25 protein-coding genes are annotated in these 25,316 nt (G+C 67.1%); 21 read left to right on the top strand and 4 right to left on the bottom strand.

Annotated elements, in window-relative coordinates:
* Positions 1 to 14: 14 nt before the first annotated feature.
* The 6 genes from cyoB to LDN95_RS01515 are packed head-to-tail and all read left to right on the top strand — an operon-like array spanning position 15 to position 5,679.
* The gene (gene cyoB, locus LDN95_RS01540) at positions 15 to 2,030 is read left to right on the top strand and encodes a cytochrome o ubiquinol oxidase subunit I (protein ID WP_226015856.1); all 2,016 of its coding nucleotides are present in this window, start codon (positions 15 to 17) and stop codon (positions 2,028 to 2,030) included.
* Positions 2,027 to 2,674: a cytochrome o ubiquinol oxidase subunit III gene (cyoC, locus tag LDN95_RS01535; RefSeq protein ID WP_226015855.1), complete on the top strand. Its 648-nt coding sequence runs from the start codon at positions 2,027 to 2,029 to the stop codon at positions 2,672 to 2,674. The genes cyoB and cyoC overlap by 4 nt, the downstream gene beginning before the upstream one ends.
* Positions 2,671 to 3,063, top strand: coding sequence for a cytochrome o ubiquinol oxidase subunit IV (gene cyoD / locus LDN95_RS01530; RefSeq protein WP_226015854.1), 393 nt, complete (start codon positions 2,671 to 2,673; stop codon positions 3,061 to 3,063). Before cyoC ends, cyoD begins: the two co-directional genes overlap by 4 nt.
* Positions 3,064 to 3,065: 2 nt before the next feature.
* Positions 3,066 to 3,827: an SURF1 family protein gene (locus LDN95_RS01525; protein WP_226015916.1), complete on the top strand. Its 762-nt coding sequence runs from the start codon at positions 3,066 to 3,068 to the stop codon at positions 3,825 to 3,827.
* Positions 3,824 to 5,128, top strand: a complete 1,305-nt coding sequence (locus LDN95_RS01520) for an ATP-binding protein (protein ID WP_226015853.1) — start codon at positions 3,824 to 3,826, stop codon at positions 5,126 to 5,128. Before LDN95_RS01525 ends, LDN95_RS01520 begins: the two co-directional genes overlap by 4 nt.
* Entirely contained in the window at positions 5,128 to 5,679 is a 552-nt protein-coding gene (locus LDN95_RS01515; RefSeq protein ID WP_226015852.1) for a response regulator transcription factor, read from the top strand. The genes LDN95_RS01520 and LDN95_RS01515 overlap by 1 nt, the downstream gene beginning before the upstream one ends.
* 54 nt (positions 5,680 to 5,733) lie before the next feature.
* Here the strand turns inward: LDN95_RS01515 and LDN95_RS01510 are convergent, their stop codons facing one another.
* From LDN95_RS01510 to LDN95_RS01495, 4 genes are read right to left on the bottom strand one after another with little or no spacing between them, the layout of a single operon-like run.
* Positions 5,734 to 6,942 (bottom strand): ABC transporter permease, encoded by a 1,209-nt coding sequence (locus LDN95_RS01510; RefSeq protein WP_226015851.1) that lies wholly within the window; start codon positions 6,940 to 6,942, stop codon positions 5,734 to 5,736.
* Positions 6,943 to 7,737, bottom strand: a complete 795-nt coding sequence (locus LDN95_RS01505) for an ABC transporter ATP-binding protein (protein ID WP_370631632.1) — start codon at positions 7,735 to 7,737, stop codon at positions 6,943 to 6,945.
* A gap of 3 nt (positions 7,738 to 7,740) precedes the next feature.
* Positions 7,741 to 9,147, bottom strand: coding sequence for an efflux RND transporter periplasmic adaptor subunit (locus LDN95_RS01500; RefSeq protein WP_226015850.1), 1,407 nt, complete (start codon positions 9,145 to 9,147; stop codon positions 7,741 to 7,743).
* A 12-nt stretch (positions 9,148 to 9,159) separates the two neighbouring features.
* Complete coding sequence (locus tag LDN95_RS01495) at positions 9,160 to 10,602, bottom strand: efflux transporter outer membrane subunit (RefSeq protein WP_226015849.1); 1,443 nt, start codon at positions 10,600 to 10,602, stop codon at positions 9,160 to 9,162.
* Between the two features lie 298 nt (positions 10,603 to 10,900).
* On the opposite strand from LDN95_RS01495, the gene LDN95_RS01490 reads away from it, so the two are divergent.
* The 15 genes from LDN95_RS01490 to uraH all read left to right on the top strand — a co-directional run bounded on the left by LDN95_RS01490 (position 10,901) and on the right by uraH (position 25,315).
* The gene (locus tag LDN95_RS01490; RefSeq protein WP_226015848.1) at positions 10,901 to 11,995 is read left to right on the top strand and encodes an acyl-CoA dehydrogenase family protein; all 1,095 of its coding nucleotides are present in this window, start codon (positions 10,901 to 10,903) and stop codon (positions 11,993 to 11,995) included.
* The gene (locus LDN95_RS01485) at positions 11,992 to 13,203 is read left to right on the top strand and encodes an acyl-CoA dehydrogenase family protein (RefSeq protein ID WP_226015847.1); all 1,212 of its coding nucleotides are present in this window, start codon (positions 11,992 to 11,994) and stop codon (positions 13,201 to 13,203) included. The genes LDN95_RS01490 and LDN95_RS01485 overlap by 4 nt, the downstream gene beginning before the upstream one ends.
* Before the next feature lie 30 nt (positions 13,204 to 13,233).
* Entirely contained in the window at positions 13,234 to 14,016 is a 783-nt protein-coding gene (locus tag LDN95_RS01480) for an SDR family oxidoreductase (RefSeq protein WP_226015846.1), read from the top strand.
* A gap of 104 nt (positions 14,017 to 14,120) precedes the next feature.
* Entirely contained in the window at positions 14,121 to 14,321 is a 201-nt protein-coding gene (locus LDN95_RS01475) for a DUF4089 domain-containing protein (protein ID WP_226015845.1), read from the top strand.
* Entirely contained in the window at positions 14,318 to 15,661 is a 1,344-nt protein-coding gene (locus LDN95_RS01470) for an AtzE family amidohydrolase (RefSeq protein ID WP_226015844.1), read from the top strand. Before LDN95_RS01475 ends, LDN95_RS01470 begins: the two co-directional genes overlap by 4 nt.
* A gap of 13 nt (positions 15,662 to 15,674) precedes the next feature.
* A complete protein-coding gene (locus tag LDN95_RS01465) occupies positions 15,675 to 17,015 on the top strand; it encodes an NCS2 family permease (RefSeq protein WP_226015843.1) in 1,341 nt (446 codons plus the stop codon).
* Positions 17,012 to 17,938 (top strand): 5'-methylthioadenosine/S-adenosylhomocysteine nucleosidase, encoded by a 927-nt coding sequence (locus LDN95_RS01460; RefSeq protein WP_226015842.1) that lies wholly within the window; start codon positions 17,012 to 17,014, stop codon positions 17,936 to 17,938. Before LDN95_RS01465 ends, LDN95_RS01460 begins: the two co-directional genes overlap by 4 nt.
* 4 nt (positions 17,939 to 17,942) lie before the next feature.
* Positions 17,943 to 19,562 carry a gamma-glutamyltransferase family protein gene (locus LDN95_RS01455; protein ID WP_226015841.1) on the top strand — a complete coding sequence of 540 codons (1,620 nt, stop codon included), beginning with the start codon at positions 17,943 to 17,945 and terminating at the stop codon, positions 19,560 to 19,562.
* Positions 19,556 to 20,806 carry an allantoate amidohydrolase gene (locus tag LDN95_RS01450; protein ID WP_226015840.1) on the top strand — a complete coding sequence of 417 codons (1,251 nt, stop codon included), beginning with the start codon at positions 19,556 to 19,558 and terminating at the stop codon, positions 20,804 to 20,806. Before LDN95_RS01455 ends, LDN95_RS01450 begins: the two co-directional genes overlap by 7 nt.
* The gene (locus LDN95_RS01445; protein WP_226015839.1) at positions 20,803 to 22,047 is read left to right on the top strand and encodes an alanine--glyoxylate aminotransferase family protein; all 1,245 of its coding nucleotides are present in this window, start codon (positions 20,803 to 20,805) and stop codon (positions 22,045 to 22,047) included. The genes LDN95_RS01450 and LDN95_RS01445 overlap by 4 nt, the downstream gene beginning before the upstream one ends.
* A complete protein-coding gene (gene puuE / locus LDN95_RS01440) occupies positions 22,044 to 22,940 on the top strand; it encodes an allantoinase PuuE (protein WP_226015838.1) in 897 nt (298 codons plus the stop codon). The genes LDN95_RS01445 and puuE overlap by 4 nt, the downstream gene beginning before the upstream one ends.
* A complete protein-coding gene (gene hpxZ / locus LDN95_RS01435) occupies positions 22,937 to 23,317 on the top strand; it encodes an oxalurate catabolism protein HpxZ (RefSeq protein WP_226015837.1) in 381 nt (126 codons plus the stop codon). Before puuE ends, hpxZ begins: the two co-directional genes overlap by 4 nt.
* A complete protein-coding gene (gene uraD / locus LDN95_RS01430) occupies positions 23,314 to 23,784 on the top strand; it encodes a 2-oxo-4-hydroxy-4-carboxy-5-ureidoimidazoline decarboxylase (RefSeq protein WP_226015836.1) in 471 nt (156 codons plus the stop codon). The genes hpxZ and uraD overlap by 4 nt, the downstream gene beginning before the upstream one ends.
* The gene (locus tag LDN95_RS01425) at positions 23,781 to 24,986 is read left to right on the top strand and encodes a urate hydroxylase PuuD (protein WP_226015835.1); all 1,206 of its coding nucleotides are present in this window, start codon (positions 23,781 to 23,783) and stop codon (positions 24,984 to 24,986) included. The genes uraD and LDN95_RS01425 overlap by 4 nt, the downstream gene beginning before the upstream one ends.
* Positions 24,983 to 25,315: a hydroxyisourate hydrolase gene (uraH, locus tag LDN95_RS01420; protein WP_226015834.1), complete on the top strand. Its 333-nt coding sequence runs from the start codon at positions 24,983 to 24,985 to the stop codon at positions 25,313 to 25,315. Before LDN95_RS01425 ends, uraH begins: the two co-directional genes overlap by 4 nt.
* Position 25,316 lies beyond the last annotated feature (1 nt).

Genomic DNA, 25,316 nt, shown 5'->3' with positions numbered 1-25,316 from the left:
TCAGGCCAAGTGTCATGACTTCATCCGATCAAACCTGGTCGTTCCTGATGGGACGGCTCTCGCTCGACGCGCTGCCGCTGCACGAGCCGATCATTCTGGCGACTTTCGCCATGGTGGCGCTGGGCGGGCTTACGCTGGTGGCTGCGCTTACCTGGTTCCGCCTGTGGACATATTTATGGAAGGAATGGTTCACCAGCGTCGATCACAAGAAGATCGGCGTGATGTACATGGTGCTGGGGCTGGTGATGTTCCTGCGCGGCTTTGCCGATGCCATCATGATGCGCATCCAGCAGGCCATCGCGTTCAACGGTTCGGAAGGCTATCTGACCGCGCACCACTACGATCAGGTGTTCACCGCGCACGGGGTGATCATGATCTTCTTCGTGGCGATGCCGTTCGTCACCGGCCTGATGAACTTCGTGGTGCCGCTGCAGATCGGCGCGCGCGACGTGTCGTTCCCGTTCCTCAACAACTTCAGCTTCTGGATGACGACGGCGGGTGCGGTGCTGGTCATGGCCTCGCTGTTCATCGGTGAGTTCGCGGCGACCGGCTGGCTGGCCTATCCGCCGCTGTCGGGGCTGGCCTATAGTCCGGGCGTGGGCGTCGACTATTACATCTGGGCGCTGCAGATCGCGGGGGTGGGCACGACGCTTTCGGGGATCAACCTGATCGCCACCATCGTCAAGATGCGCGCGCCGGGCATGTCGCTGATGAAGATGCCGATCTTCACCTGGACCTCGCTGTGCACCAACGTGCTGATCGTCGCCTCGTTCCCGGTGCTGACCGCGGTGCTCGTGCTGCTCAGCCTTGACCGCTATGTCGGCACCAACTTCTTCACCAACGATCTGGGCGGCAGCCCGATGATGTACGTCAACCTGATCTGGATCTGGGGCCACCCCGAGGTCTACATTCTGGTGCTGCCGATCTTTGGCGTGTTTTCCGAAGTCACCGCCACGTTCTGCGGCAAGCGCCTGTTCGGCTACAGCTCGATGGTCTATGCCACGGTGGTCATCACCATCCTGTCCTATGTCGTGTGGCTGCACCACTTCTTCACGATGGGTTCGGGCGCCAGCGTCAACAGCTTCTTCGGCATCACCACGATGGTGATCTCGATCCCCACCGGGGCCAAGCTGTTCAACTGGATGTTCACGATGTACCGCGCGCGCATCCGCTATGACCTGCCGATGATGTGGACGGTGGCGTTCATGCTGACGTTCGTGATCGGCGGGATGACCGGGGTTCTGCTGGCGGTGCCGCCTGCCGACTTCGTGTTGCACAATTCGCTGTTCCTGATCGCGCACTTCCACAACGTGATCATCGGCGGGGTGGTGTTCGGGGTGTTTGCCGCGATCAACTACTGGTGGCCCAAGGCGTTCGGCTTCAAGCTGGAACCGTTCTGGGGCAAAGTCAGCTTCTGGCTGTGGGTGCCCGGCTTCTGGCTGGCGTTCAGCCCGCTCTATGTGATGGGCCTGATGGGCGTGACGCGGCGGATGCGGGTGTTCGACGATCCCAGCTTGCAGATCTGGTTCGTGATCGCCGCCATCGGTGCGTTCATGATCGCAGGCGGGATCGCGGCGATGCTGGTGCAGTACGGCGTGTCGATCATGCGGCGCGACCAGAACCGCGACGAGACCGGCGATCCGTGGAACGCGCGCACGCTGGAATGGGCGACCAGCTCGCCGCCGCCCGCCTACAACTTCGCGTTCACGCCGATCGCCCACGATCTTGACGCCTGGGCCGACATGAAGCGGCTGGGCGTGGTGCGTCCGCTCGATGGCTTCCGGCCGATCCACATGCCGCGCAACACCGGAGCGGGCGTGATCCTGTCGGGCATCAGCCTGATCTTCGGGTTCGCGATGATCTGGCACATCTGGTGGCTGGCCATCGTCGGCTTTGCCGGGCTGCTGATCACCGCGATCGCGCATACCTTCAACTATGACCGCGCCTATCACATCCCGGCCGAGACCGTCGCCGCGACCGAGGCGCAGCGCACCCGCCAACTCGCCGCGCATCAGGGAGCCAGCGCATGAGCACTCCGCAGCAACCGCTTCCCGCCTCGCTCAGCGGCGCGACCTTGACGGCCGGCTACTATGACCTGAACGAACACGACCATCCCGAAGGCGGCAGCACGCTGCTGGGCTTCTGGATCTACCTGATGAGCGACTGCCTCATCTTCGCGATGCTGTTTGCCGCGTTCGGCGTGCTGGGCGGCAACTTTGCCGCAGGGCCGGGGCCGAAGGATCTGTTCGACCTGCCGCTGGTCGCGCTAAACACCGCGATGCTGCTGTTCTCGTCGATGACCTATGGCTTTGCGATGCTGGCGATGCAGCGCGGCACCAAGGGCCCGGTCATCGGCTGGCTGATTGCGACCGCGCTGTTCGGCGCAGCGTTCCTGTCGATCGAACTGTACGAGTTCTCGCACCTCATCGCCGAGGGCGCCACCCCGCAACGCAGCGCCTTCCTGTCGGCGTTCTTCACGCTGGTTGGGACGCACGGGCTGCATGTGACGTTCGGGCTGGTCTGGCTGGCGGTGCTGCTGGTGCAGATCGGCCAGCGCGGCCTGTGCGATGCCAACCGCCGCCGCATCCTGTGCCTGTCGATGTTCTGGCACTTCCTCGACGTGATCTGGATCGGCGTGTTCACCTTTGTCTACCTGATGGGAATGGTGCGATGAGCGCTGCACACGAAGCACACGACCTGCATCACGACACCGGCCACGGCATCGACGCGCCGCATGTGTCGTTGCGCGAATATGCCACCGGCTTCATCGCCTCGGTGGTGCTGACCGCGATCCCGTTCTGGCTGGTGATGACCGGCGCACTGGGCGACAAGACCCTGACCGCGCTGACCATCGCGCTGTTCGCGGTGGCGCAAGTGATCGTCCACATGATCTTCTTCCTGCACATGAACGCCAAGGCCGAAGGCGGCTGGAACCTGCTGGCGCTGATCTTCACGATCATCGTCATCGTGATCGCGCTGACCGGGTCGCTGTGGGTGATGTACCACCTCAACCACAACATGATGCCGCAGATGACCGCGCATCAGGCGGACGCGCTGCCTTGACCATGAACGGGGAGCGCGCGCTCCCCGCTCGGCGCGCCAGCCTGCCCATCGCTCTGCTGGCGCTGCTGGTGCCGGTGTTCGTGGCGCTGGGCGTGTGGCAGGTGCAGCGGCTGGCATGGAAAGAGGCGCTGATCGCCCGCGTCGACGCCGCCACGCAGGCCGCCCCGCTGCCGGTGAGCCGCCTGCCGTCCGGCTCGCTCGATGCGCTGGCCTATCGCCGGGTCACGCTGCAAGGGCGGTTCGATCCGGCAGGGACGACGCTCGTCACCGGCACGTCGGCGCTGGGCAGCGGATACTGGGTGCTGGTTCCGCTGCGCACCGAACAGGGCAGGGCCTATTTCGTCAATCGCGGCTTCGTGCCGGTGGGCAGCAAAGTGGCCGACCAGCGCCGCCGCGTGGGCCTCAGCCAAGGCCAGGGCCAGGGCCAGGGCCAGGGCCAGGGACAGGGACAGGTCACGGTCATCGGCCTGCTGCGCCTGACCGAGCCGCACGGCACCTTGCTGCGCGCCAACCGGCCCGCGCTCGACCGCTGGTATGCGCGCGACATCGCCGCCATTGCCGCCAAACGCGGGGTTCAGGCCGATCCGCGCCTGTTCATCGATGCGCAGGGCCTTGTGCCGCCGTCCAGCGATCCGGCCGAGCCGGTGCCCGGCCTGACCGTGATCGCCTTCCCGAACAACCACCTTGGCTATGCGCTGACGTGGTTCACCATGGCGCTGCTGTGCGCGGGGCTGGCAGTCGTGCTATGGCGCCGTCGATCATGAACAAGCCCGGCTCCCGTCTGCTCTATCCGCCTGCCAGCGCGCGCAACATGGTGCTGCTGGTGCAGTTGCGCTGGATGGCGGTGGTCGGACAGTTGCTGACGATCTGGATCGCCGCGCGCTTCATGGGCATCGGCCTGCCGCTGGCGCAGCTCGTTTCGGTGCCGGTGCTGCTGGCCATCGTCAATTTGTCCACGCAAGTGATGGGGCGCGAGCGGCAGGGCTATACTTATGTCGAATTGCTTGGCGCGCTGATGCTCGACGTATTGGCGCTGACCTGGCAACTCCATTTCAGCGGGGGCGTGACCAATCCGTTCACCTTCCTGTTCCTGCTGCAGATCGTCATCGGCGCGATCCTGCTGCCGCCCGACTGGAGCTGGATCGTGGCGGCCATCGCGGTGCTGTGCGTGGTGCTGTTGAGCTTCGACTACCAGCCGCTGGCGCTGCCGCCGGTGCATGCCGGTGCGCCGCTCGATCTCTATCTGACCGGCAGCTTCGTGTGCTTCCTGCTGATCGCGGTGCTGCTGGTGTTCTTCGTCATCCGCATCGACCGCAACCGGCGGCAAAGCGATACGGCCTTGGCCAAGCTGCGCCAGCAGGCGGCCGAAGAGGACCACATCGTGCGCATGGGCCTGCTCGCGTCGGGCGCGGCACATGAACTGGGCACGCCCTTGTCGACGATGTCGGTGCTGGTGCGCGACTGGTTGCGCCATCCCGCCATCGCCGCCGATACCGACATGGCCGCCGAACTGGCCGACATGGAAACCGAACTGCAGCGCTGCAAGTCGATCGTCTCGGGCATCCTGTTGTCGGCGGGCGAGGCGCGGGGCGAGAACCCGACGATTACCCGGCTCGACACTTTCGTGCGCGATATCGCCCGCGAATGGGCCGCGCGCAGCAATGGCGCGGTAGCCTTGCGCAACCGCATCGACAGCGACCTGTCGATCGTCTCCGATCCGGCGCTGCGGCAGGTGATCGGCAACGTCGTGGACAACGCGCTCGAAGTCTCGCCCGCCGAAGTGTGGATCGAGGCCAGTCTGGCCGACAGCGAACTGGTGATCGAGGTGACCGATCGCGGACCCGGCTTCACGGCCGAGATGCTCGATACGTTCGGGCGGCCCTATGCTTCGACCAAAGGACGGCCCGGCGGCGGGCTGGGGCTGTTTCTGGTGGTCAACGTGTTGCGCAAGCTGGGCGGCCGGGTCACGGTCGCCAACCGTCCGCACGGCGGCGCGCTGGTGCGGCTGACGATCCCGCTGGCCGCGCTGGCCGTGCCCGAACGCAAGCGGGAAGGTACGTCCTGATGGAACCAGACCATATCGATCCAGATAGGCCGCAACTCGTCATCGTCGAGGATGACCCGGCGTTTGCCCGGACTTTGGCGCGCAGCTTTGAAAAGCGCGGCTATGCGGTGCGGCAGGCGGCCAGCCCCGAGGCATTGGAAGCGCTGCTGGCGGCGCAGGATTTCGCCTATGCCGTGGTCGATCTGAAGCTTGGCACCGCTTCGGGCCTCACGTGCGTGCACATGCTGCACGAGCGCGATCCCGACACGCGGATCGTGGTGCTGACGGGCTTTGCCAGCATCGCCACCGCGGTCGAGGCGATCAAGCTGGGCGCGGCCCACTACCTCGCCAAACCGGCCAATACCGACGATATCGAGGAAGCCTTCGGCCGCCACGCGGGCGATCCCACCGTCCCGCTGGAGGGGCGCAAAAGCTCGATCAAGACGGTGGAGTGGGAATATATCCACACCACGCTGGCCGAATGCGACTTCAACATATCGGAAGCCGCGCGCCGACTGGGCATGCACCGCCGCACACTGGCGCGCAAACTCGAGAAGCGGCAATTGAACTGAAGCGCCTGAACCGGGGCGCCTGAACTGGGGGCGCCTGAACCGGCATCTGTGGCCTCACTCGTGCCGCAGCGCCTCGATCGGGTCGAGCGAGGCGGCGCGGCGGGCGGGGAAATAGCCGAACACCACCCCGATCAGCGCCGAGATGCCGAACGCGAACACGTTGATCTCGGTATCAAAGATATAGGGCACCTGCATCAGCGGGGTGGCGATGGCGATCACCAGTTGCGCCAGCACCAGCCCGATCACCCCGCCAAGGCACGACAGCACGATCGCCTCGACCAGAAACTGCAGCAGCACTTCGCTGGCGACCGCGCCGATGGCAAGGCGGATGCCGATCTCGCGCGTCCGCTCGGTCACCGAGACGAGCATGATGTTCATGATGCCGATCCCGCCGACGACCAGACTGATCCCCGCCACCGCCGCCACGATCCGCGTCAGCAGCGTGGTGGTGCCGGTCAGCGTGTCGGAAATCTGCTTGGTGTCGAAGATGTTGAAATCGTCGTCCTTGCCCACGGTGATCTTGCGGCGTTCGCGCAGCAGGCGGATGATCGCGTTCTGCACTTGCGTGGTCGACCAGTCGGTATCGACCCCGACCATGATCGAGCGCAAGTCGGTGCTTCCGGTAAAGCGGCGCTGCACGGTCTTGAGCGGCATGATCACCACGTCATCCTGATCGCCGCCAAAGCCTGCCTGCCCTTTGGTCGAGAGCACGCCGATCACGTCACAACTGACGCTGCCGACGCGAAAGCGCAGGCCCACCGGGTCGCGCTCGCGGAACAGGCGGGTTCGCACGGTGTTGCCGATCAGGCAGACCGCCTTGCCCGCGCCTTCCTCGGTCGGGGTGAACAGCCGTCCCGAAGCCAGCGGCCAGGGCTGGACCTGAAAATAGCTGTTGGTGGTGCCGTTGATCGTGGTCGACCAGTTGGCGCCTTCGTAGATCGCGGTGGCGCTCGATTGCGCTTGCGCTGCCACGGCCTTGACCCCGCCGATCTGGTCGCGGATGGCGATCAGGTCATCGGGCTTGAAGTCCTGCGGCCGCTCGCCGCCGCCGCCGCGCCCGAAGCCTTGCCCCGGACGGACCAGCAGCACGTTGGTGCCCAGCGCCGAGATCTGCTTGCTGATGGCAGCGGTCGTCGCCTCGCCCAGCGTGACCATGGCGACCACCGCAGCCACCCCGATGACGATGCCCAGCGTCGTCAGGAACGAGCGCAGCAGGTGCCGCGTGATCGAGCGCATCGCCAGCAGGATGGTGGTCCCGAGCATTCAGGTGGTCTCCGGCGCGGTCGCGTGGGCAGCGGCATTCACTTCGGCATCGGCCGCCGCGATCGTGGCGGTGGGATCGTGCCGCTCGATGCTTGCGACCAGCCCGTCGCGGAAGTGCACGATGGTGCGGGCAAAGGCGGCCATTTCCGGCTCGTGCGTGACCATGACCACGGTGATGCCAAGATCGCGGTTCAGCCCGTTGAGCAGTTCCATGATCTCGATCGAGCGTTCGGTGTCGAGGTTGCCGGTCGGCTCATCGGCCAGCAGCACCGCCGGATTGGTGACCAGCGCGCGGGCGATCGCCACGCGCTGCTGCTGGCCGCCCGACAGTTCGGACGGGGTGTGGTTCCACCATTGCGCCAGCCCGACTTTGTCCAGCGCGGCCATGGCATCGCGCCGCCGCGTCTTCTTTTCATCGCCGCGATAGATCAGCGGCAGCTCGACGTTTTCCAGCGCGCTCGTCCGCGCCAGCAGGTTGAACCCCTGAAACACGAAGCCAAGGTAGCGCCGCCGCAGCAACGCGCGCTGGTCGCGGCCAAGCGCCTGCACTTCATGCCCCTTGAACAGGAAGCGGCCGGTGGTCGGTGTATCCAGACAGCCAAGGATGTTCATCGTCGTCGACTTGCCCGATCCCGACGGGCCCATGACCGCCACGAAATCGCGCTCGGCAATGGCAAGGTCGATGCCCTTGAGCGCGGAAAACGCGGTCGGGCCGGTGCCATAGGTCTTGGTCACGCCTTGCAGTTCAATGATCGGCTGAAGCGGCAGCGGGCTGGAGGGCGGTTGCAGGGCCATGGCTCACCCGGCCGGCGGGGTTGGGGTCTTGCGCGGGCTGGCGGCGGTGCTGGCAAGCTCGCCGGTGACCACTTGCATGCCCGGCTTCAACCCGCCGCCGATGACTTCGGTCTTGGTGCCGTTGCTGTCGCCGGTGGTGATCTGGACAGCCTGCAAGGCGCCGTCCGCGTTCTGGACATAGACCGTCTGTTGCGCGCCATGGCGGACGGTGGCGGTGCGCTGGGCGCTGCCACCCGACAGGCGCGGCGGCCCGAACTTGAGCGCACCGGCAACGCCGCTGGCCTTGCCCGAGCCGACAGACGGGGTGAAGCGCAAGGCGGCATTGGGCACCATCAGCACGTTGTCGCGGTCGGACGTGACGATATCGGCGGTTGCGGTCATCCCCGGACGCAGCCGCAAGTCGGTGTTGTCCACGCTGAGGTCGGCGGCATAGGAGACCACTTGCCCGCTGGTGGTCGAGGTCGTCGTGCTCGATGACGACGACGACGAGGAGGCCGACGATACCGTCAGGTTAGAGCCGATATCGACGCGGGTGATGCGGGCCGGGAAGCGCTCGCCGACAAAGGCATCGACGCCGAAGCTGGCCTTCTGGCCGACCTTGACCGCGCCGACATCGGCCTCGTCGATCGAGACTTCCAGCTTCATCTTGGCCAGATCCTCGGCGATCACGAACAGCGTCGGCGTGTTGAACGATGCCGCCACGGTCTGGCCGGGGTCGATCTGGCGGGCCAGCACCACGCCCGAAACCGGCGAGCGGATGATCGCGCGGGCGCGCTGCACTTTGGCTTGCGACAGCACGGCCTGCTGCGCCTTGACGTTGGCCTGCGCCACCGCCAGCGCCGCGACCGCGCGTTGTACGTCGGCCCGTCCGCTTTGCAGTTCGGTGCCCGAGGGCACTTTGCCGCCCGACAGGCGATAGACGTCCTCAAGCCGCGCCAGTTGTGCCTGCGATTGGGCCAGCGTCGCGCGCGCCTGCTGCACTTGCGCGGCGTTGGCACCCAGTGTCGCTTCGGCCTGGCGGATCTGGTCATCAAGCTGCGAGGGGTCGATCTCGGCCAGCGCCTGACCCGCCACGACCCGGTCGTTGACATCGACCAGCACGGTCGTCACCAACCCGGAAAGCTGCGAGCCGACGGTCACCTGATTGGTCGGCGCCAGACGGCCGGTGGCTGAAACCGTCGTCATCAGCTTGCCCTGTTCGACCGGCGCGGTCGCATAGCCACCGGTCTTGGCCGGGCTGAGCCAGTACCACAGGCCGAGCAGCACCAGCACCACCGCCAGCGCGATGCCGCCGAGCCGCAGCCAGCGGTGCCACGCCGGGGTTTTGGTCTCGCCAAGAAACGCGTCGAGATCCTTGGGCTCATCCACGGCGGGCGTGACAGCTTCGGGGGTCGTGGTGGGAGCTGGCATGGTGCGATCCGGTCAGCGAGGGGATGATGAGGGCGTAGCCGCAGCGGCGGGCGCAAGGTCCGCTCCGCTCCAGCCACCGCCCAGTGCGACAAACAGCGTCACCAGCGCCTGCGCCTTGTCCGCGCGGGCTTGCAGCAGGCTGGTGCGCGCGTTGACCAGCGCGGATTCCTGCGTGTTGAGCGTGGTGAAATCGGTCAGCCCGGCGCGGTACTGGCTGCGCGCAAGAATGGCCGAGTTCTGCGCGGCCGTTGCCGCAAGCGCAAACTGGACCTCGCGCGCTTCGGCGCTGTCGAGCGCGCCTGCGGCATTCTCGGTGTCCTCGATCGCGCGCAGCACGCTGCTTTTATAGGCGGCAAAGGCAAGGTCGGCACCGGCGCGGGCAGAGCGGGTCTGGGCGCGCCGCGATCCGCCGTCGAACAGCGTCTGCGCCAGATTGGCAAACAGGCTGCCGGTGATCGTATCGAACAAGGTGCGCACCGCTCCGGCGCTGCTTGCCAGCGATCCGGTGAACGACAGCGCCGGATAGAGCCGGGCCTGCGCCACGCCGATCCGCGCGCTGGCCGCCGCAAGGTTGCGCTCGGCAGACAGCACGTCGGGTCGGCGGCGCAGCAGGTCGGCAGGAATGCCCAGCGCGATGTTGGCCGGGCCGGTGGGGATCGGCGCGGGGGTGGCCAGCAGCGGCCGCAAGGCGCCGGGTGCCTCTCCGGTCAGCACCGCGATCCGCGCGACGGCTGCGGCAAAGGACTGCTCCACTTGCGGAATGACAGCCGCCGCCTGCGCGCGGGAAGCGCGGGCGCTTTCGACATCGACCGAGGTGACAAGCCCCGCCTGCACGCGGAATTGCGCGATCGACAGGTTGTCGTCCTGAATTGCCAGAGTGGCGCGGGCCAGATCGAGCTGCTGCTGAAAGCCGCGCGCCTGCATGTAGTTGCGGGCAAGTTCGCTTTCCATCGACAACTGGGTGGCCGCCAGCGTGAAGCCGCTTGCCGCCAGATCGGCGCTGCTTGCCTCGACCGAGCGCCGCACGCCGCCGAACACATCGGCCTGATAGCTGGCATCGAGCCCGAGCGAGAGGCTGGTGGCCCCGCTGCCGGTGGGCGATAGGGTGCCCGCCAGCGCTTCGTTCCGGCCGCCGCTACCGCTGGCCGACAGCGTGGGGAACAAGCCGCTGCGCGACTGGACGAGCGCCTCGCGCGCCTGCCGCAGCCGCGCCTGCGCCTGTGCGATATCGAGGTTTCCGGCCATGGCCTTGTCGATCAGCGCCGACAGCACCGGGTCATCGAAACGGCGCCACCATGCCGCCAGATCCTCGCGGCTGGCGGTGGCGGGCACCGACCATGCAGCGGGCACTCCCAGCGTGGGCGCGGTGGGCGCCAGATAGGTCGGCCCGACGGCGCAACCGGCCAGCAGCATGGCGAACGGGGTGGTCAGGGCAACGGTGGTCAGACTGCGCATGGGCGCTATCCCCATCCCTTCGGACGGCGAAGGGCAAGTCTCAAAGTGTATCACCTTTGGTTCGCCAGATGCCCAAATGGGCCAGTTTCCGAGAAAATCGGGCCTTATCAGAACGGCTTGTCCGCTAGTTGCAGTCGCTTCGGTGGATCGTCGCTTGCCAAGTGGGGCAAGGCTGTGCATTGTTTAATCGATCGACTAAACAATGGTCGGGCAAGCACACGACACGCGCATCCGCAGCCGGGCCACACCCGGTCGGCCCGGATGGCACAACGCGGACACGCAAGAGGGAGTGCCAGGGATGTCCATCCTTCACGATGAAGGGCAGCAGGCGATCGCGACCGAATCGCGCCGCGTGCTCGATGCCCGAACCAGCAAGGCGCGGCTGCTCAAGCTGCTTGAGGTCGTCGGCGAATACGACGCGCCGTTCTGGGAAACCGCCGTCGAGCAAGGCTGGACCGCGCTCGCCATTCCCGAAGCGCATGGCGGGCTGGGGCTCGGCCTGATCGAGCTGGGTCTGGTCGCGCAGGCCAGCGGCGCCGCAACCGCAGGCGCGCCGTTCCTGACCGTCGGCTATGGCGCCGCGCAGGCTCTGGTGCTGGCAGGAAGCGATGCGGTGAAGGCTGCATGGCTGCCCCGGCTGGCCAGCGGTGAAGTGCTGGCGACGGTCGCCTTTGCCGAAGGCAACGCGCCGCTGCCGCCGGTGCCCGCGGTCACGTTCGACAAGGGCGTGCTCAACGGCACCAAGCATGGCATTCCCGCCGCGATCACTGCCGATGTCGCGGTGGTCTGGGCCAGCCACGCGGGCCGCCCCGCGCTGGTGCTCGCCGAACTCGATAGCGTGGTGCGCAAGCCGATCCGCAGCTTCGACAACAGCCGCCTTTATGCCGATCTGGTCTTTGCCCAGACCCCGGCAACGCTGCTGGCCGAAGGAGAGGACGCGCGGGCGCTGGCGCTCGATCTGCTGGGCCGCATGGCCGTGATCACCGCGCACGAACAAGTCGGCGGGGCCGAGGCGCTGCTGCTGATCGCGCGCGACTATGCCAATACGCGCAAGGCGTTCGGTCAGCCGATCGGCGCGTTCCAGTCGGTCAAGCACCGCATTGCCGAGCTTTACGGGCTGGTCGAGATCGCGCGGGCCAATGCTATCCATGCAGCGGCAGCGGAAGGTTCGGACGACTTCCTGATGGCTGCGGCCGACGCGCGGATTTCGGCGACCGAAGCCTATGACACCGCCGCGCGCGATTGCGTGCAGGTGCATGGCGGCATCGGCGTGACGTGGGAGCAGGGCCTGCACCTGCACATGCGGCGCGCCCGCAGCCTCGCCATCGAACAAGGTAACCTGTTGTTCTGGGAAGACCTGCTGGTCGACCAGCTGACCGGAGAAACGGCATGAGCAGCACCAACTACGAAGCGTACAGCGCCCGCGCGCGCAACTGGCTGGAATCGGTTGCCGGCGAATTCGCCCGCCCTGCGCGCAAGGGGTTGAGCGTCGAACAGGACATCGAGGTTGGCCGCAAGTACCTTGCCGCGCGCTATGATGCCGGGTTCGGCGGGATCAACTGGCCCAAGGAATACGGCGGGCAGGGGCTGACCCACCTTGAAAAGATGCTGTTCGAGACCGAGGAAATGGCCTTTGGCATGCCCAACGGCTACTTCGGCATCTCGCTCGGCATGCCGGTGCCGATCCTGATGATGCACGGTCAGGACAAGGCCTTTGTCAAGGAGCGCGTGATCAAGGCGCTGCGCGGCGAGGAAATCTGGTGCCAGTTGTTCTCCGAACCCGCTGGCGGCTCCGACCTTGCCGGCCTGCGCAGCCGCGCCGAAGTGGACGGCAACGGCTGGAAGCTCAACGGCCAGAAGCTGTGGACCAGTTGGGCGCAGTATTGCGATTATGGCGTGATCGTCGTGCGCACCGACCCCACCGCGCCCAAGCACAAGGGCCTGACTTATTTCTGGGTGGACATGAAGGCGCCGGGCGTTGACGTGCGCCCGATCAAGCTGGCGGGCGGCGACAGCCACGTCAACGAGGTGTTCTTCGACGACGTGCGGCTTGAGGACAGCCAGCGGATGAGCCTGGTTGGCGGCGGCTTCGGCGTGGCGATGACCACGCTGATGATCGAGCGCTATATCGCTACCGACAGCGGTGGCTTCGGCCCGCACCTCGACTTGTTCGTCGATGTCGCGCGCGAGGCCGAAGTGAATGGCCGTCCCGCGATCGAGGATGGGCGCATCCGTTCACAGATCGCGCGCAATCACGCGATGCGCGCGGGGCTCGATTCGATCACCCGCCGCGCGATGCTGATGATGCAGGCGGGCATGCAGCCGGGTCCGGAAGGGTCGCTCAACAAGCTGGTGTCGGTGCGCAGCCGGCAAAAGCTGTCGGAACTGGCGCTCGATCTGCGCGGCAATCTGGGCTTTTCGTTCGATGAGCATGCCCACCAGAAGGAAGACTGGGCAAGCAGCTGGATCAATGCGCCGACCGGCCGCATCGCCGGGGGCGCCGACGAGATGCTGCTCAACACGATCGCCGAAAAGATCCTTGGCCTGCCGCAGGATCACCGCCCCGACAAGGGCGTGCCGTTCAACCAGATCCCGGCGTGACGCCAGCGCAAGTTTGACAGGACCAACACGATGAAGATCGACAGCAATCTGGCCGCCGTGGTGACCGGCGGCGCGTCGGGCCTTGGCCGCGCCACGGCCGAGGCGCTGGCCGCGCAGGGCGTGAAAGTGGCCATCTTCGACCTGAACGAGGAACTGGGCGCCGAAGTGGCGGCGGCCATCGGCGGCTTGTTCGTCAAGGTCGATATCCTGTCGGAAGAGTCGGTGATCGCAGGGTTCGCCACCGCGCGCGCCGCACATGGTCAGGAGCGGGTGCTGGTCCACTGCGCGATGGCCAACCGCAAGGGCAAGACCGTGGGCCGCAACAAGGAAACCGGCGAGTTCATCCGCTTTCCCACAGCGGACTACGCGTTTGCGATCGAAGGCATTCTGGTGGCCAGCTACCGCGTGGCCTCGCTGTCGGCGCTGGGCATGGCAAGCCTTGAGCCGCTGGAGGACGGCGAGCGCGGGGTGATCACGCTGACCGCTTCGGTCGCGGCGCAGGACGCGCAGATCGGCCAGATCGCCTATGGTTCGGCCAAGGCCGGGGTCAACGGGCTGGTCCTGCCGATGGCGCGCGACCTGATGGATCTGGGCATCCGTGTGAACGCGATCATGCCGGGCATCTTCGGCACGCCGCTGCTTGGCCGCTTGCCCGAAAAGGTGCTCGACGGGCTCAACGCCTCGGTGCCGTTCCCCAAGCGGCTGGGCAAGCCCGACGAGTTCGCCAGTCTGGCGCTGGAATTCGTGCGCAACAGCTATTTCAACGGGCAGGCCGTCCGGCTCGATGGGGCGATCCGCATGGCGCCGCGCTGATCGGCGCACTGTTCCTGGCACCTGAAGCGCTCTGTTTTTTGCAACGATCCGTTTCGATCATTGCGTTGGATCGCTAGGGGGCTTGCGGGCATAGCGGCGATGACATGTCGCAAGATGATACCCCAAGCCCCATCCCGGCCAACCGCGCCGCTCTGGTCGCGCAAATCGCGCTGACCGAGGAGCGGGCACGCGCGCGGGCCGAAGCGTTGGGCCTGACCATTCCGGCTGGGTGTTTGCCGGGGGTTCTGGCCAACCTCGCCCTGTTGCAAGGTCATGCGGCAAACCTGCTCGGGCCGACCGGATGACCGGCGTCATCGCCACCGCGGCGGCCATACGCGCAGGTCGGTTCACCGCCAGCGCGCTGCTTGAACGGACCTTGCGGCGGCTCGCCGACGAGGCGCCTGCGTTGGTGGCGGTCACCCGCATCCTGGCCGACCGCGCGCGGGCCGAGGCGGCTGCCGTCGATGCCGTGATCGCCGCCGGGCAAGACCCCGGTCCGCTGGCCGGCGTTCCTTATGGGGTCAAGGATCTGTTCGATGTGGCGGGCCTGCCGACCACCGCCGGTTCGGCGATCCATGCCAATGCCGCGCCAGCCGCGGCCGATGCCGAAGCGATCCGGCGCTTGTCGGCCGCAGGCGCGGTGCTGGTGGCGACGCTCAACATGGACGAGTTCGCCTATGGCTTCGCCACGATCAACGCCACCCACGGCACCACCCGCAATCCGCACGATCTTGCGCGGCTCGCCGGTGGTTCCTCGGGCGGTTCGGCGGCGATTGTCGCGGCGGGATTGCTGCCGTTCTCGCTGGGGTCGGACACCAACGGGTCGATCCGCGTACCCGCCAGCCTGACCGGCCTCTATGGCCTCAAGCCCAGCCATGCCGACTTGCCGCTGGAGGGCACCTTTCCCTTCGCGCACAGCTTCGACGATATCGGACCTTTCGCCACCAGCGCGGCAGACATGGAACTGGTGTGGCGCGTGCTGTCGGGTCGCGGGGGCGGAGATGATGCGGCAAAGCCGCTGCGCGTCGCCCGGCTGGGTGGCCGGTTCCGCCAGAATGCCGACCCCGACCAACTCGCCGCGATCGATGCCATCGCGCCCGACGCGCCGCTGCTCGAACTGCCCGACGTCGCGCGCGCGCGTTCGGCCGCGTTCCTGATCACCGCGGCAGAGGGCGGGGCGCTGCACCGCGCCGACCTTGCCCGCGATGCGCTGGCGTTCGATCCGCAAGTGCGCGACCGCTTGCTCGCCGGGGCGCTGCTGCCGCCCGAGCTGATCGCGCAGGCGCGGGCTTTCCGCGCCGACTACAAGGCGCGCGTGGCCGAACTGGTCGCGCCGTTCGACGTGCTGCTGGCGCCCGCTGCGCCTTGCGTCGCGCCATTGGTGGATGATCCGCGCATCCCGATCGACGGCGAACTGCGCCCGGCGCGCGCCGACCTTGGCATCCACACCCAGCCGGTCAGCTTCCTTGGCCTGCCGTCGCTGGCGGTGCCGCTGAACCGACCGGGGCGCCTGCCGCTGGGGCTGCAACTGATAGGGCGTGCAAAAGGTGAACCTGCGCTGTTGCGTCTGGCCGCGATGCTGGAGAAAAGTGGCGTGATCGCAGCATCCGCGCCGCAACCGGCGCCGACAGGGGAACGGGCATGACGGGGAAACCGAGATGAGCGGGCAAGACGCAGCGCCGACGGCGGGCGGGCGGTTGGACCGATACTTCCGCCTTGGCGAGCGGGGCACCAGCGTGCGCACCGAAGCGCTGGCCGGGGCAACCACGTTTCTGACAATGGCCTACATCGTGCTGGTCAACCCGGCAATTCTGGGACAAGCCGGTCTGCCGGTGGCCTCGGTCGCGGCGGCGACCTGCTTTGCCGCCGCGTTCGCCTCGATCCTGATGGGGCTGGTCGCCAACGTGCCGCTTGCTCTTGCGCCGGGCATGGGCCTCAACGCCTATTTCAGTTTCACCGTGGTTCAGCAGATGCACGTGCCATGGCCGGTGGCGCTGGGCTGCGTGTTCCTGTCGGGCGTGGTGTTCCTGATCCTGACGCTGACCGGCGTGCGCCAGTTGATCGTCAGCGCCATTCCGCAGCACCTGTTTGCCGCGGTGGCCGGGGGCATCGGCCTGTTCATCGGCTTCATCGGGCTGAAGGATGCCGGGATCGTCGTGGCCAATCCGGCCACCTTCGTGGCGCTGGGCAACTTGCGCGAGCCGGGCGCGGCGCTCGCCCTGCTTGGCCTGTTCATCATCGGCGCGCTGAGCGTGTGGAACCTGCGCGGGGCGATGCTGGTGGGCATCGTCGTCACCACGCTGGTCGCGGTGCTGACCGGTTTTGCCCGGATGACGCCCGAACCCTACAGCCTGACCGCGCTGACCCAGACCGCGTTCAAGCTCGACCTTGCCGGCGTGTTCCGGCTGTCGGGCGGGCTGGCCGAGATCCTGTTCGTGTTCCTGTTCGTCGACTTGTTCGACAACATCGGCACGCTGGTCGCCGTGACCAAGCGCGCCGGGTTGATGGACAAGGCGGGCCGCATCCCCGGCCTCAACCGCATCCTGATAACCGATGCGGTGGCAACCATCGTCGGCGCCATGGCGGGCACCAGCACGGTCACCAGCTATGTCGAGAGCGCGGCCGGGGTGCAGGCGGGCGGACGCACGGGCCTTACCGCCGTGGTCACCGGACTGCTGTTCTTGGCAACCATGTTCGTCGCGCCTTACGCGCAACTCGTGCCGCTGGCCGCCACCGCGCCCGCGCTGATCATCGTCGGCGGGCTGATGCTGCTGCCGTTGAGCGAGGTCGATTGGGAAGACCCGATGGCCGCCATCCCGGCGTTCCTGACGGTCGCAATGATCCCGCTGACGTTCTCGATCGCCAACGGACTGGCGTTCGGCATTACCGCGCACGCCGGGTTGAAGTTGCTGCGCGGCAAGGCCGAGCGCGCCGACTGGTTCCTGTTTCTTCTTGCCGGGCTGTTCGTGGTCCGCTTCGTGTGGATGTCCGCAGCATGATCCGCCAATTCGCTTATGCTTTCGCCGCGCTGGCGCTGCCCTGTGTGGCCCAGGCCCAGAAGCTCGACGATGCCCCGCGCACCGTGGTCATGACCGCCTTCAAGCCCGAGTGGGACGCGCTCGAAGGGGCGATCACGGGGCCCAAGAGCCATACGATCAACGGGCTGACCTTTCTCACCGGGACGCTTGAGGGCAAGCCGGTGATCCTGATGCAAAGCGGGGTCAGCGTCGTCAACGCGGCGATGAACACCCAGCTCGTGCTCGACCGCTTTACCGTCAAGCGCATCGTCTTTTCGGGGATCGCCGGGGGGGTGGACCCCTCGCTGTCGATCGGTGATGTCGTCGTGCCCGAGGACTGGGGCCAGTATCTCGAAGCCTCGTTCGCGCGCAAGACCGCGCAAGGCTGGCAGCCGCCCGAACACATCGCGGGAGCGCCTGCCAACTGGAATTTCATCTTTCCGCGCGGGACCACCGTCAGCAATGCGGCCGAGGCCAACAAGCGCTTCTTCGCCATTCCGATGGATGCGGGGTTGCTCGCGCTGGCGCGCAAGGTCGTGCCCACGATCAAGCTCGAACGCTGCGTTGCGCCAAGCGACAAGGCGCGCGCCGGGTCGGAACTGTGCCTGCCGCGCGAACCCAAAGTGCAGGTCGGCGGCACCGGGGTGACCGCCGGGATCTATGCCGACAACGCCGAATTCCGCGAATACCTGTTCGGCGCATGGAAGGCCCGCGTGCTCGACATGGAAAGCGCCGCCGTGGCGCAAGTGGCATGGGCCAACACCGTGCCCACGATCATCTTCCGCAGCCTGTCCGACCTTGCCGGTGGCGATGCCGACAAGAACATGGAGTACACGTTCGAGCACCTTGCCTCGGCCAACTCGGCGCATGTCGTGCGCGCCTATGTCGCCGCGCTGCCGGACTGATCCGATGACCGGGGGGCTCCACACCGTCAGCGACCGCACCGTTCATGGCCAAGGGGGCATGGTCACCGCGCCGCATCACCTTGCGGCGCAGGCGGGGCTTGGCGTGTTGCAGGATGGCGGCAACGCGGTGGAGGCGACGATCGCCGTCGCCGCGACGCTGGCGGTGGTCTACCCGCACATGACCGCGATCGGCGGCGATGGCTTCTGGCTGGTCGCCGAACCCGACGGGCAGGTTCATGCGATCCACGGCGTCGGCGGCGCGGCGCAGGCGGCGAACCTCGATCTGTATGCCGGACATCATTCGGTGCCGACACGCGGGCCCTTGGCCGCCAATACCGTCGCGGGCACGCTGTCGGCATGGGAGGCTTTGCTGGCCGGGTCGGGCGGTTCCCTGCCGCTCGAACGCCTGCCACTCGAACGGCTGCTGCGCGATGCGATCGCCCATGCCGAAGCGGGCGTGCCGGTAACCGCAGGCGGCGCGGCGCTCGCGCTGGCCAAGGGCGATGAATTGCGCCACCAGCCCGGCCTTTATGCGCGCGTGTTCGAACCGCAAGGCCGTCCGCTTGAAGTTGGCGACAGCCTGCGCCAGCCTCTGCTGGCTGAAACGCTGCGGCGGATCGCGGCGGAGGGGCCGGGCAGCTTCTATACCGGCGCGCTGGCAAGCGACGTAGCCGCCGATCTGGCCGAGCTGGGCAGTCCGGTCAGCGCTGCCGATCTTGCCGCCCATCGCGCCACCCGGCCCGCGCCGTTGAGCGTGATGGTGCGCGAAGGTCGCTTGTTCAACACCGCCCCGCCGACGCAGGGCTTCGCCTCGCTGCTGATCCTCGCTCTGTTTGACAGGTTCTCGCCAGAGGTCGTTGATTCGTTTGATCATGTCCACGCCTTGGTCGAAGCCACCAAGCAGGCGTTCCTGCTGCGTGACCAGCATGTGGGCGATCCGGCCTGGCACGATTTCGACCATCAACGGCTGCTCGATGACCCTGCCGCGCTGGACGAATTGGCCGCGCGGATCGATCCCGCACAGGCCCTGGCCTGGCCGCAGCCGCCGCAATGGGGCGATACCTGCTGGTTCGGCGCGGCCGATGGCGAAGGCCGGGTGGTCAGTGCGATCCAGTCGACCTATTTCGAGTTCGGATCGGGGCTGGTTCTGCCGCGCACCGGCATTGTCTGGCAGAACCGGGGCAGCAGTTTCCGGTTGGCGGAGAGTGGCTGGAACGCGCTCAAACCGGGGCGCAAGCCGTTCCACACGCTCAACCCCGCGCTGGCGAAGTTCGCTGATGGCCGGGTCATGGCCTATGGCACGATGGGCGGTGAAGGCCAGCCGCAGACCCAGGCCGCGCTGTTCACCCGCTATGCCCGCTTCGGGGTGGACCTGCAGGCAGCGATCTCGGCGCCGCGCTGGCTGCTGGGTCGGACATGGGGCGACCAGACCACCACGTTGAAGGTTGAGGACGGCTTTGACCCGACGCTCTACGCGGCGCTGGCCGCTGCCGGGCACGACGTGGAGCGGGCAGGGCCGCTGACCGCGACGATGGGCCATGCCGGGGCCATCGTCCGCCACCCTGACGGTCGGCTGGACGGCGCAACCGACCCGCGCAGCGATGGCGCGGTGGCCGCATGGTAGCCGGCGGGCCAGTCGGTGCCGGGGTCGGGGGCGCGCGTGCGGTCGCCCGCTGCGATGCGCTTGGCCTCGCGCCTTATACCGACATGGCCGATGGCCTGTTCCGCGCCTATCTCTCGCCCGCCTATCGCGCCGCGCAAGCCACGCTGGCCGAATGGATGGCACAGGCGGGCATGGCCGTGCGGCAGGACGCTGCGGCCAACCTGATCGGCCGCTACGAAGGCACCACGCCTGCGGCCCCTGCGCTGATCATCGGCAGTCACCTCGACAGCGTGCGCGATGGCGGCCGCTACGATGGGCCGCTGGGTATCATGCTGGGGATCGAGGCGGTGGCCGCGCTGAACGATGCCGGCCGTCGGATGCCGTTTCCGGTCGAGGTCTATGCCTTTGGCGACGAGGAAGGCTCGCGCTTTCCGGCCGCCATGCTGACCAGCCGGGCCGTGGCCGGAACGCTCGATGCGGCGGCGCTGGCGGTGGTCGATGCCGACGGGGTGGCGCTGGCCGACGCCGGGGTCGATATCGGCGCATACCTGTCGGCAGCGCGCCGCTCCGGCGAAGTGCTGGCCTACCTCGAAGCGCATATCGAACAGGGCCCGGTGCTTGAGGCTGAGGGCCTTGCCGTCGGCACCGTCACCGGCATCGCCGCGCAAGTGCGCTATCGCGTGCAGGTGACCGGGCAGGCGGGGCACGCGGGCACCGCGACGATGCCCTTGCGCCGCGATGCCCTTGCCGGCGCGGCGGAGATGATCCTTGCGGTCGAGCGCATCGCGGCCAGCGCCGCCTCGGATCTTGTCGCCACCGTCGGCCGGATCGAGGCGCAGCCCGGTGCTGCCAACGTGATCCCCGGCGCGGTGACCTTCAGCCTTGACGTGCGCGCGGGCGAACAGGCCCGGCGCGACCTTGCGGCAAGTGAAATATGCGCGCAATTGCAAGAAATTGCACGGCGTCGTTCGCTCGGTGTCGAAGTCGCACTGGTCCATGATTTGCCCGCCAGTCCGTGCGATCCGGCGCTTGTCGATGTGATGGACGCCGCGTTGGCCGCAGCCGAACAGCCATCACGCAGGCTGGTGTCCGGCGCCGGGCATGATGCCATGGTCATGGCGGCACTGTGCCCGACGGCGATGCTGTTCATCCGCTGCCGCGGCGGGGTCAGCCACAATCCGGCCGAGCACGTCGATCCCGCCGACGCGCAGATCGCGCTGGCGGTGATGTCCGGTTTCATCGATCGCCTTGGAGGTTCCGTGTGAACACGCTTGATCCCTTGCTGTTCGGTGAGATCGACCCGCCGCAGCGTCTGTTGATGGGGCCGGGTCCGGTCAACGCCCACCCGCGCGTGCTGCGCGCGATGGCGGCAGACCTGCTCGGCCAGTTCGACCCCGAAATGACCGGTTACATGAACCAGGTCATGGCGCTCTATCGGCCGGTGTTCGGCACGCAGAACCAGTGGACCATGCTGATCGACGGCACCGCGCGCGCGGCGATCGAGGCCAGTCTGGTCAGTCTGGTGCAGCCGGGCGACACCGTGCTGGTGGTCAACTTCGGGCGGTTCGGCCTGCTGCTGACCGAGATCCTTACCCGTATCGGCGCGACCATCGCCACGGTCGAGGCGCCGTGGGGCGAGGTCGTGCCGCTCGATGCCATTGCGCAGGCGCTGGCGCGGTCGGGGGCAAAGGTTATCGCCACGGTCCACGGCGACACCTCGACCACGATGGCGCAACCGCTGGAAGGCTTGGGCGATCTTGCGCGGGCGCACGGCGCGTTCAGCTATGTCGATGCCACCGCAACGCTTGGCGGCATGGAGATCGCGGCCGACCGCTGGGGCGTCGACGTGGTGACCGGGGGCTTGCAGAAGTGCCTTGGCGGTCCGTCCGGTTCGGCCCCGATCACCATTTCCGAGCGCGCTGCCGAGCGGATCTTTGCCCGTCGCCATGTCGAACAGGGCATCCGCCGCGCCGACATCGTTGATGGGCAGGGGCCGCGCATCGGCTCCAACTACTTCGATCTGGCGATGATCATGGATTACTGGTCGGACAAGCGGCTCAACCACCATACCGAAGCGACGAGCATGCTCTATGCCGCGCGCGAATGCGCCCGGGTGGCGCTGGCCGAGGGGCTGGAGGCGCGCTTTGCCCGCCATCGCCGCGCCGGGGCCGCGATGGCGGCGGGCCTGCGCGCGCTGGGCTTGCGGATTTTCGGCGACGATGCCCATCGCATGACCAATGTGACCGGCGCGTGGATTCCCGACGGCATCGACGGCGAGCGCGTGCGCGCGGCCATGCGCGACCACTTCGAGATCGAGATCGGCACCGCGTTCGGGCCGCTGCAGGGGCGCGTCTGGCGCTTTGGCGCGATGGGCTACAACGCGATGAAGCACAAAGTGCTGCTGACCCTTGGCGCGCTCGAAGCCTGTTTGAAGGCCGAAGGGCTGGCCGTTCCGGTGGGCGAGGCGGTACCCGCCGCGCTGGCCGCGTGGGAGGCCGTCGCATGAGCGAGCCCGCACTGCCACGCGATCTGGTCGGCTATGGCCGCACCCCGCCCGATCCGCATTGGCCGGACGGCGCGCGCGTGGCGGTGCAGTTCGTCATCAACTACGAGGAAGGGGCCGAAAACTCGGTCCTCAATGGCGACAAGGGCTCGGAAAGCTTCCTGTCGGAAATGGTCGGCGCAGCCAGCCATCCGGCGCGCGCGATGGCGATGGAAAGCCTGTACGAATACGGCAGCCGCGCCGGGTTCTGGCGACTGCACCGGCTGTTCACCGAACGGCAATTGCCGGTAACCGTGTTCGGCGTCGCCAAGGCGCTGGAGGCCAACCCGCAGGCGGTCGAGGCGATGCTTGAGGCGGGGTGGGAGATCGCCAGCCACGGTTATCGCTGGATCGACTACCAGTATCTGCCCGAAGCGGTCGAGCGCGACCACATCGCGCAGGCAATCGCGCTGCACACCCGGCTGACCGGCAGTCGGCCGTTGGGCTGGTATCAGGGGCGGACCTCGCCCAATACCGCGCGGCTCGTCGTCGAGGAGGGCGGTTTCGTTTATGATGCCGACAGCTATGCCGACGATCTGCCGTACTGGGACAGGCGCTTTGGCAAGTCTCAACTGATCGTGCCCTATTCGCTCGATGCCAACGACATGAAGATCGTGGCGCTGAACGGATTCACCGAGGGCGAGCAGTTTTTCAGATACTTGCGCGATACATTTGACCAGCTTTGTGAAGAAGGCGGGCGGATGATGTCGGTCGGGCTGCATGGCCGCATCGCCGGGCGACCGGGGCGGGCGCGGGCGCTGGCGCGGTTCTGCGACCATGTGATTGCCAGCGGGCAGGCCTGGGTGGCGACGCGGCTCGCCATCGCGCAGCACTGGCAGGCGGAGTACCCGGCATGACGATCAACGATCCGGTTGCGCTGGCCGAGGTGATGGCGGCTTTCGCGGCTTACGAGGCGGCGCTGATGGCCGATGATATCGCAACGATGGACGCGCTGTTCCACGATGCGCCGACCACCAACCGGTTCGGCGTCGGCGAAGTGCTGTGGGGGATCGAGGCGATCCGCGCATTCCGCAAGGGGCGCGGTGGATCGCCGCAGCGGCGGCTGGGGCAGGTCGCGATCACGACCTATGGCGACAGCTTTGCCACCGCCGACGCCGAGTTCTTTCGCGAAGGTGCCCAGCGCCGGGGCCGCCAGTCGCAGTCATGGGTGAAGTTCGCCGATGGCTGGAAGGTGGTGTCGGCGCATGTCAGTCTGGAAGGAGCGTCGCATTGACCGCGCTGTTCGAACACAGTCCGTGGATCGAGGCGCGCGCCGATGCGTTGCCTTCGTCCGGCGATCGTTGGGCCGATCTGATGGCGGTGGTCCATGCCGCCAGCGATGCAGAACGGCTCGCCCTGATCCGTGCGCACCCCGAACTGGCGGGAAAGGCGGCACTCGACCGTACGCTGACGCAGGCTTCTGCGGCCGAGCAGGCCTCTGCCGGGCTGGACCGGCTGAGCGAGGATGAGTTCGCCAAATTCCATGAATTGAACGCGGCTTATCGTGAGAAGTTCGGATTTCCCTTCATCGTCTGCGTGCGTCTGACCGACAAGGCCGGCATCCTGCGCGCGATGGCTGAACGGCTTGGCCATGATCGCGAGGTCGAAATTGCCACCGCCATCGGCCAGATCGGCGAAATCGTGCGGCTCAGACTGGCCGATTCGGGGTTGCAGGATCAGGCGAAGGAGGCGCAGGCGTGACCATTGCCCTGAACATCGACATCGCCGAATGGCTCAATCTGGCGATCCGCTGGCTGCATCTGACCGCCGGGATCGCGTGGATCGGATCATCCTTCTACTTCGTCTGGCTCGACAACCACCTCAAGCCCCCGCGCGAAGGATCGGCTTCGGGCGAGGTCTGGTCGGTCCATGGTGGCGGGTTCTATCACAAGCAGAAGTACGTCGTGGCGCCAGGCACCCTGCCCGACGACCTGCACTGGTTCAAATGGGAAGCCTATTTCACCTGGCTGAGCGGCTTTGCCCTGCTGGTGCTGGTCTATTACGTCGGCGCCAAAAGCTTTCTGATCGATCGTGCGCGCGCGGACTTGAGCCAGATTGACGCGATCGGCATCGGACTTTCGGCGCTGGTGGCGGGCTGGCTGGTCTATGACGGACTGTGCCGATCGCCGCTGGGTCGGAACAATCGCGCGCTGGGCGTGGTCTGGTTCGCGTTTCTGGTCGGCGCGGCATGGGGCTTGTGCGCGGTGTTCAATCCGCGCGGCGCCTATCTGCATGTAGGAGCGATGCTGGGCACGGTGATGGTGGCCAACGTGTTCATGGTCATCATCCCCAACCAGCGCAAGGTGGTGGCCGCGCTGAAAGCGGGCAAAGTGCCCGATCCGGCGCTTGGCAAGGCGGGCAAGCAACGCTCGGTGCACAACAATTACATGACCTTGCCGGTGCTGTTCATCATGATCAGCCACCATTACCCGATGACCTTCGGTGCGCAGCGGCCCTGGCTGGTGCTGGCGCTGCTGGGGGCGACCGGCGTGGCGGTGCGCCATGTCTTCAACTTGCGCCATACCGCCGCGCCGACCGGGCGGGCGATGCTGGTGGCAGCGGTGCTGGCCCTGATCAGCGTGACCTACGTTTCGGCGGAAAAGGGCGCGAACGCCGCGCCTGCTGCGCCCGCAGCGGATGGCCCGCCGACATTCGCCACTGTGCAGCCGATCCTGCAAAAGCATTGTTCCGGCTGCCACGCCCTACGTCCGACCCATGACGGTATCACCGATCCGCCGCTCGGGATCGTGCTCGATAGCGCCGATCATGTCGCCGCCGTGGCGCCACGGATCAAGGCGGTGGCGGTGGATGCCGAGATCATGCCGCTGGGCAACGAGACCGGCATGACCCGCGCCGAGCGCGACACGCTGGGCCGCTGGATCGCGGCGGGAGCCAAGCCATGACCACGCTATCCACCCACGTACTCGACACCGCGCACGGCTGTCCGGCTGTGGCGGTGGCGCTCACCCTGAGCGATGCGGAGGGGGACGTCGTGTTCCTTGGCGAGACCAACGCCGATGGCCGGTGCCCCGGCATTCCGCCGGTGGTGCCGGGGCGCTACCGCCTGTCGTTCGAGGTTGCCGCCTATTTCCGCGCACGAGGGGTGGACCTGCCCGATCCGCCATTCCTCGATGTGGTGACCATCGACTTCGGCATCGCGGCGGGCGGAGGGCATTATCATGTGCCCCTGCTGGTCGCGCCTTATGCCTACTCGACGTATCGGGGGAGCTGAG

This window comes from Novosphingobium sp. FKTRR1, from assembly GCF_020404405.1.
Lineage (GTDB): Bacteria > Pseudomonadota > Alphaproteobacteria > Sphingomonadales > Sphingomonadaceae > Novosphingobium.
Note: the sequence above shows the minus strand (reverse complement) of the source record. Positions and strands in the feature narration are given on the sequence as shown.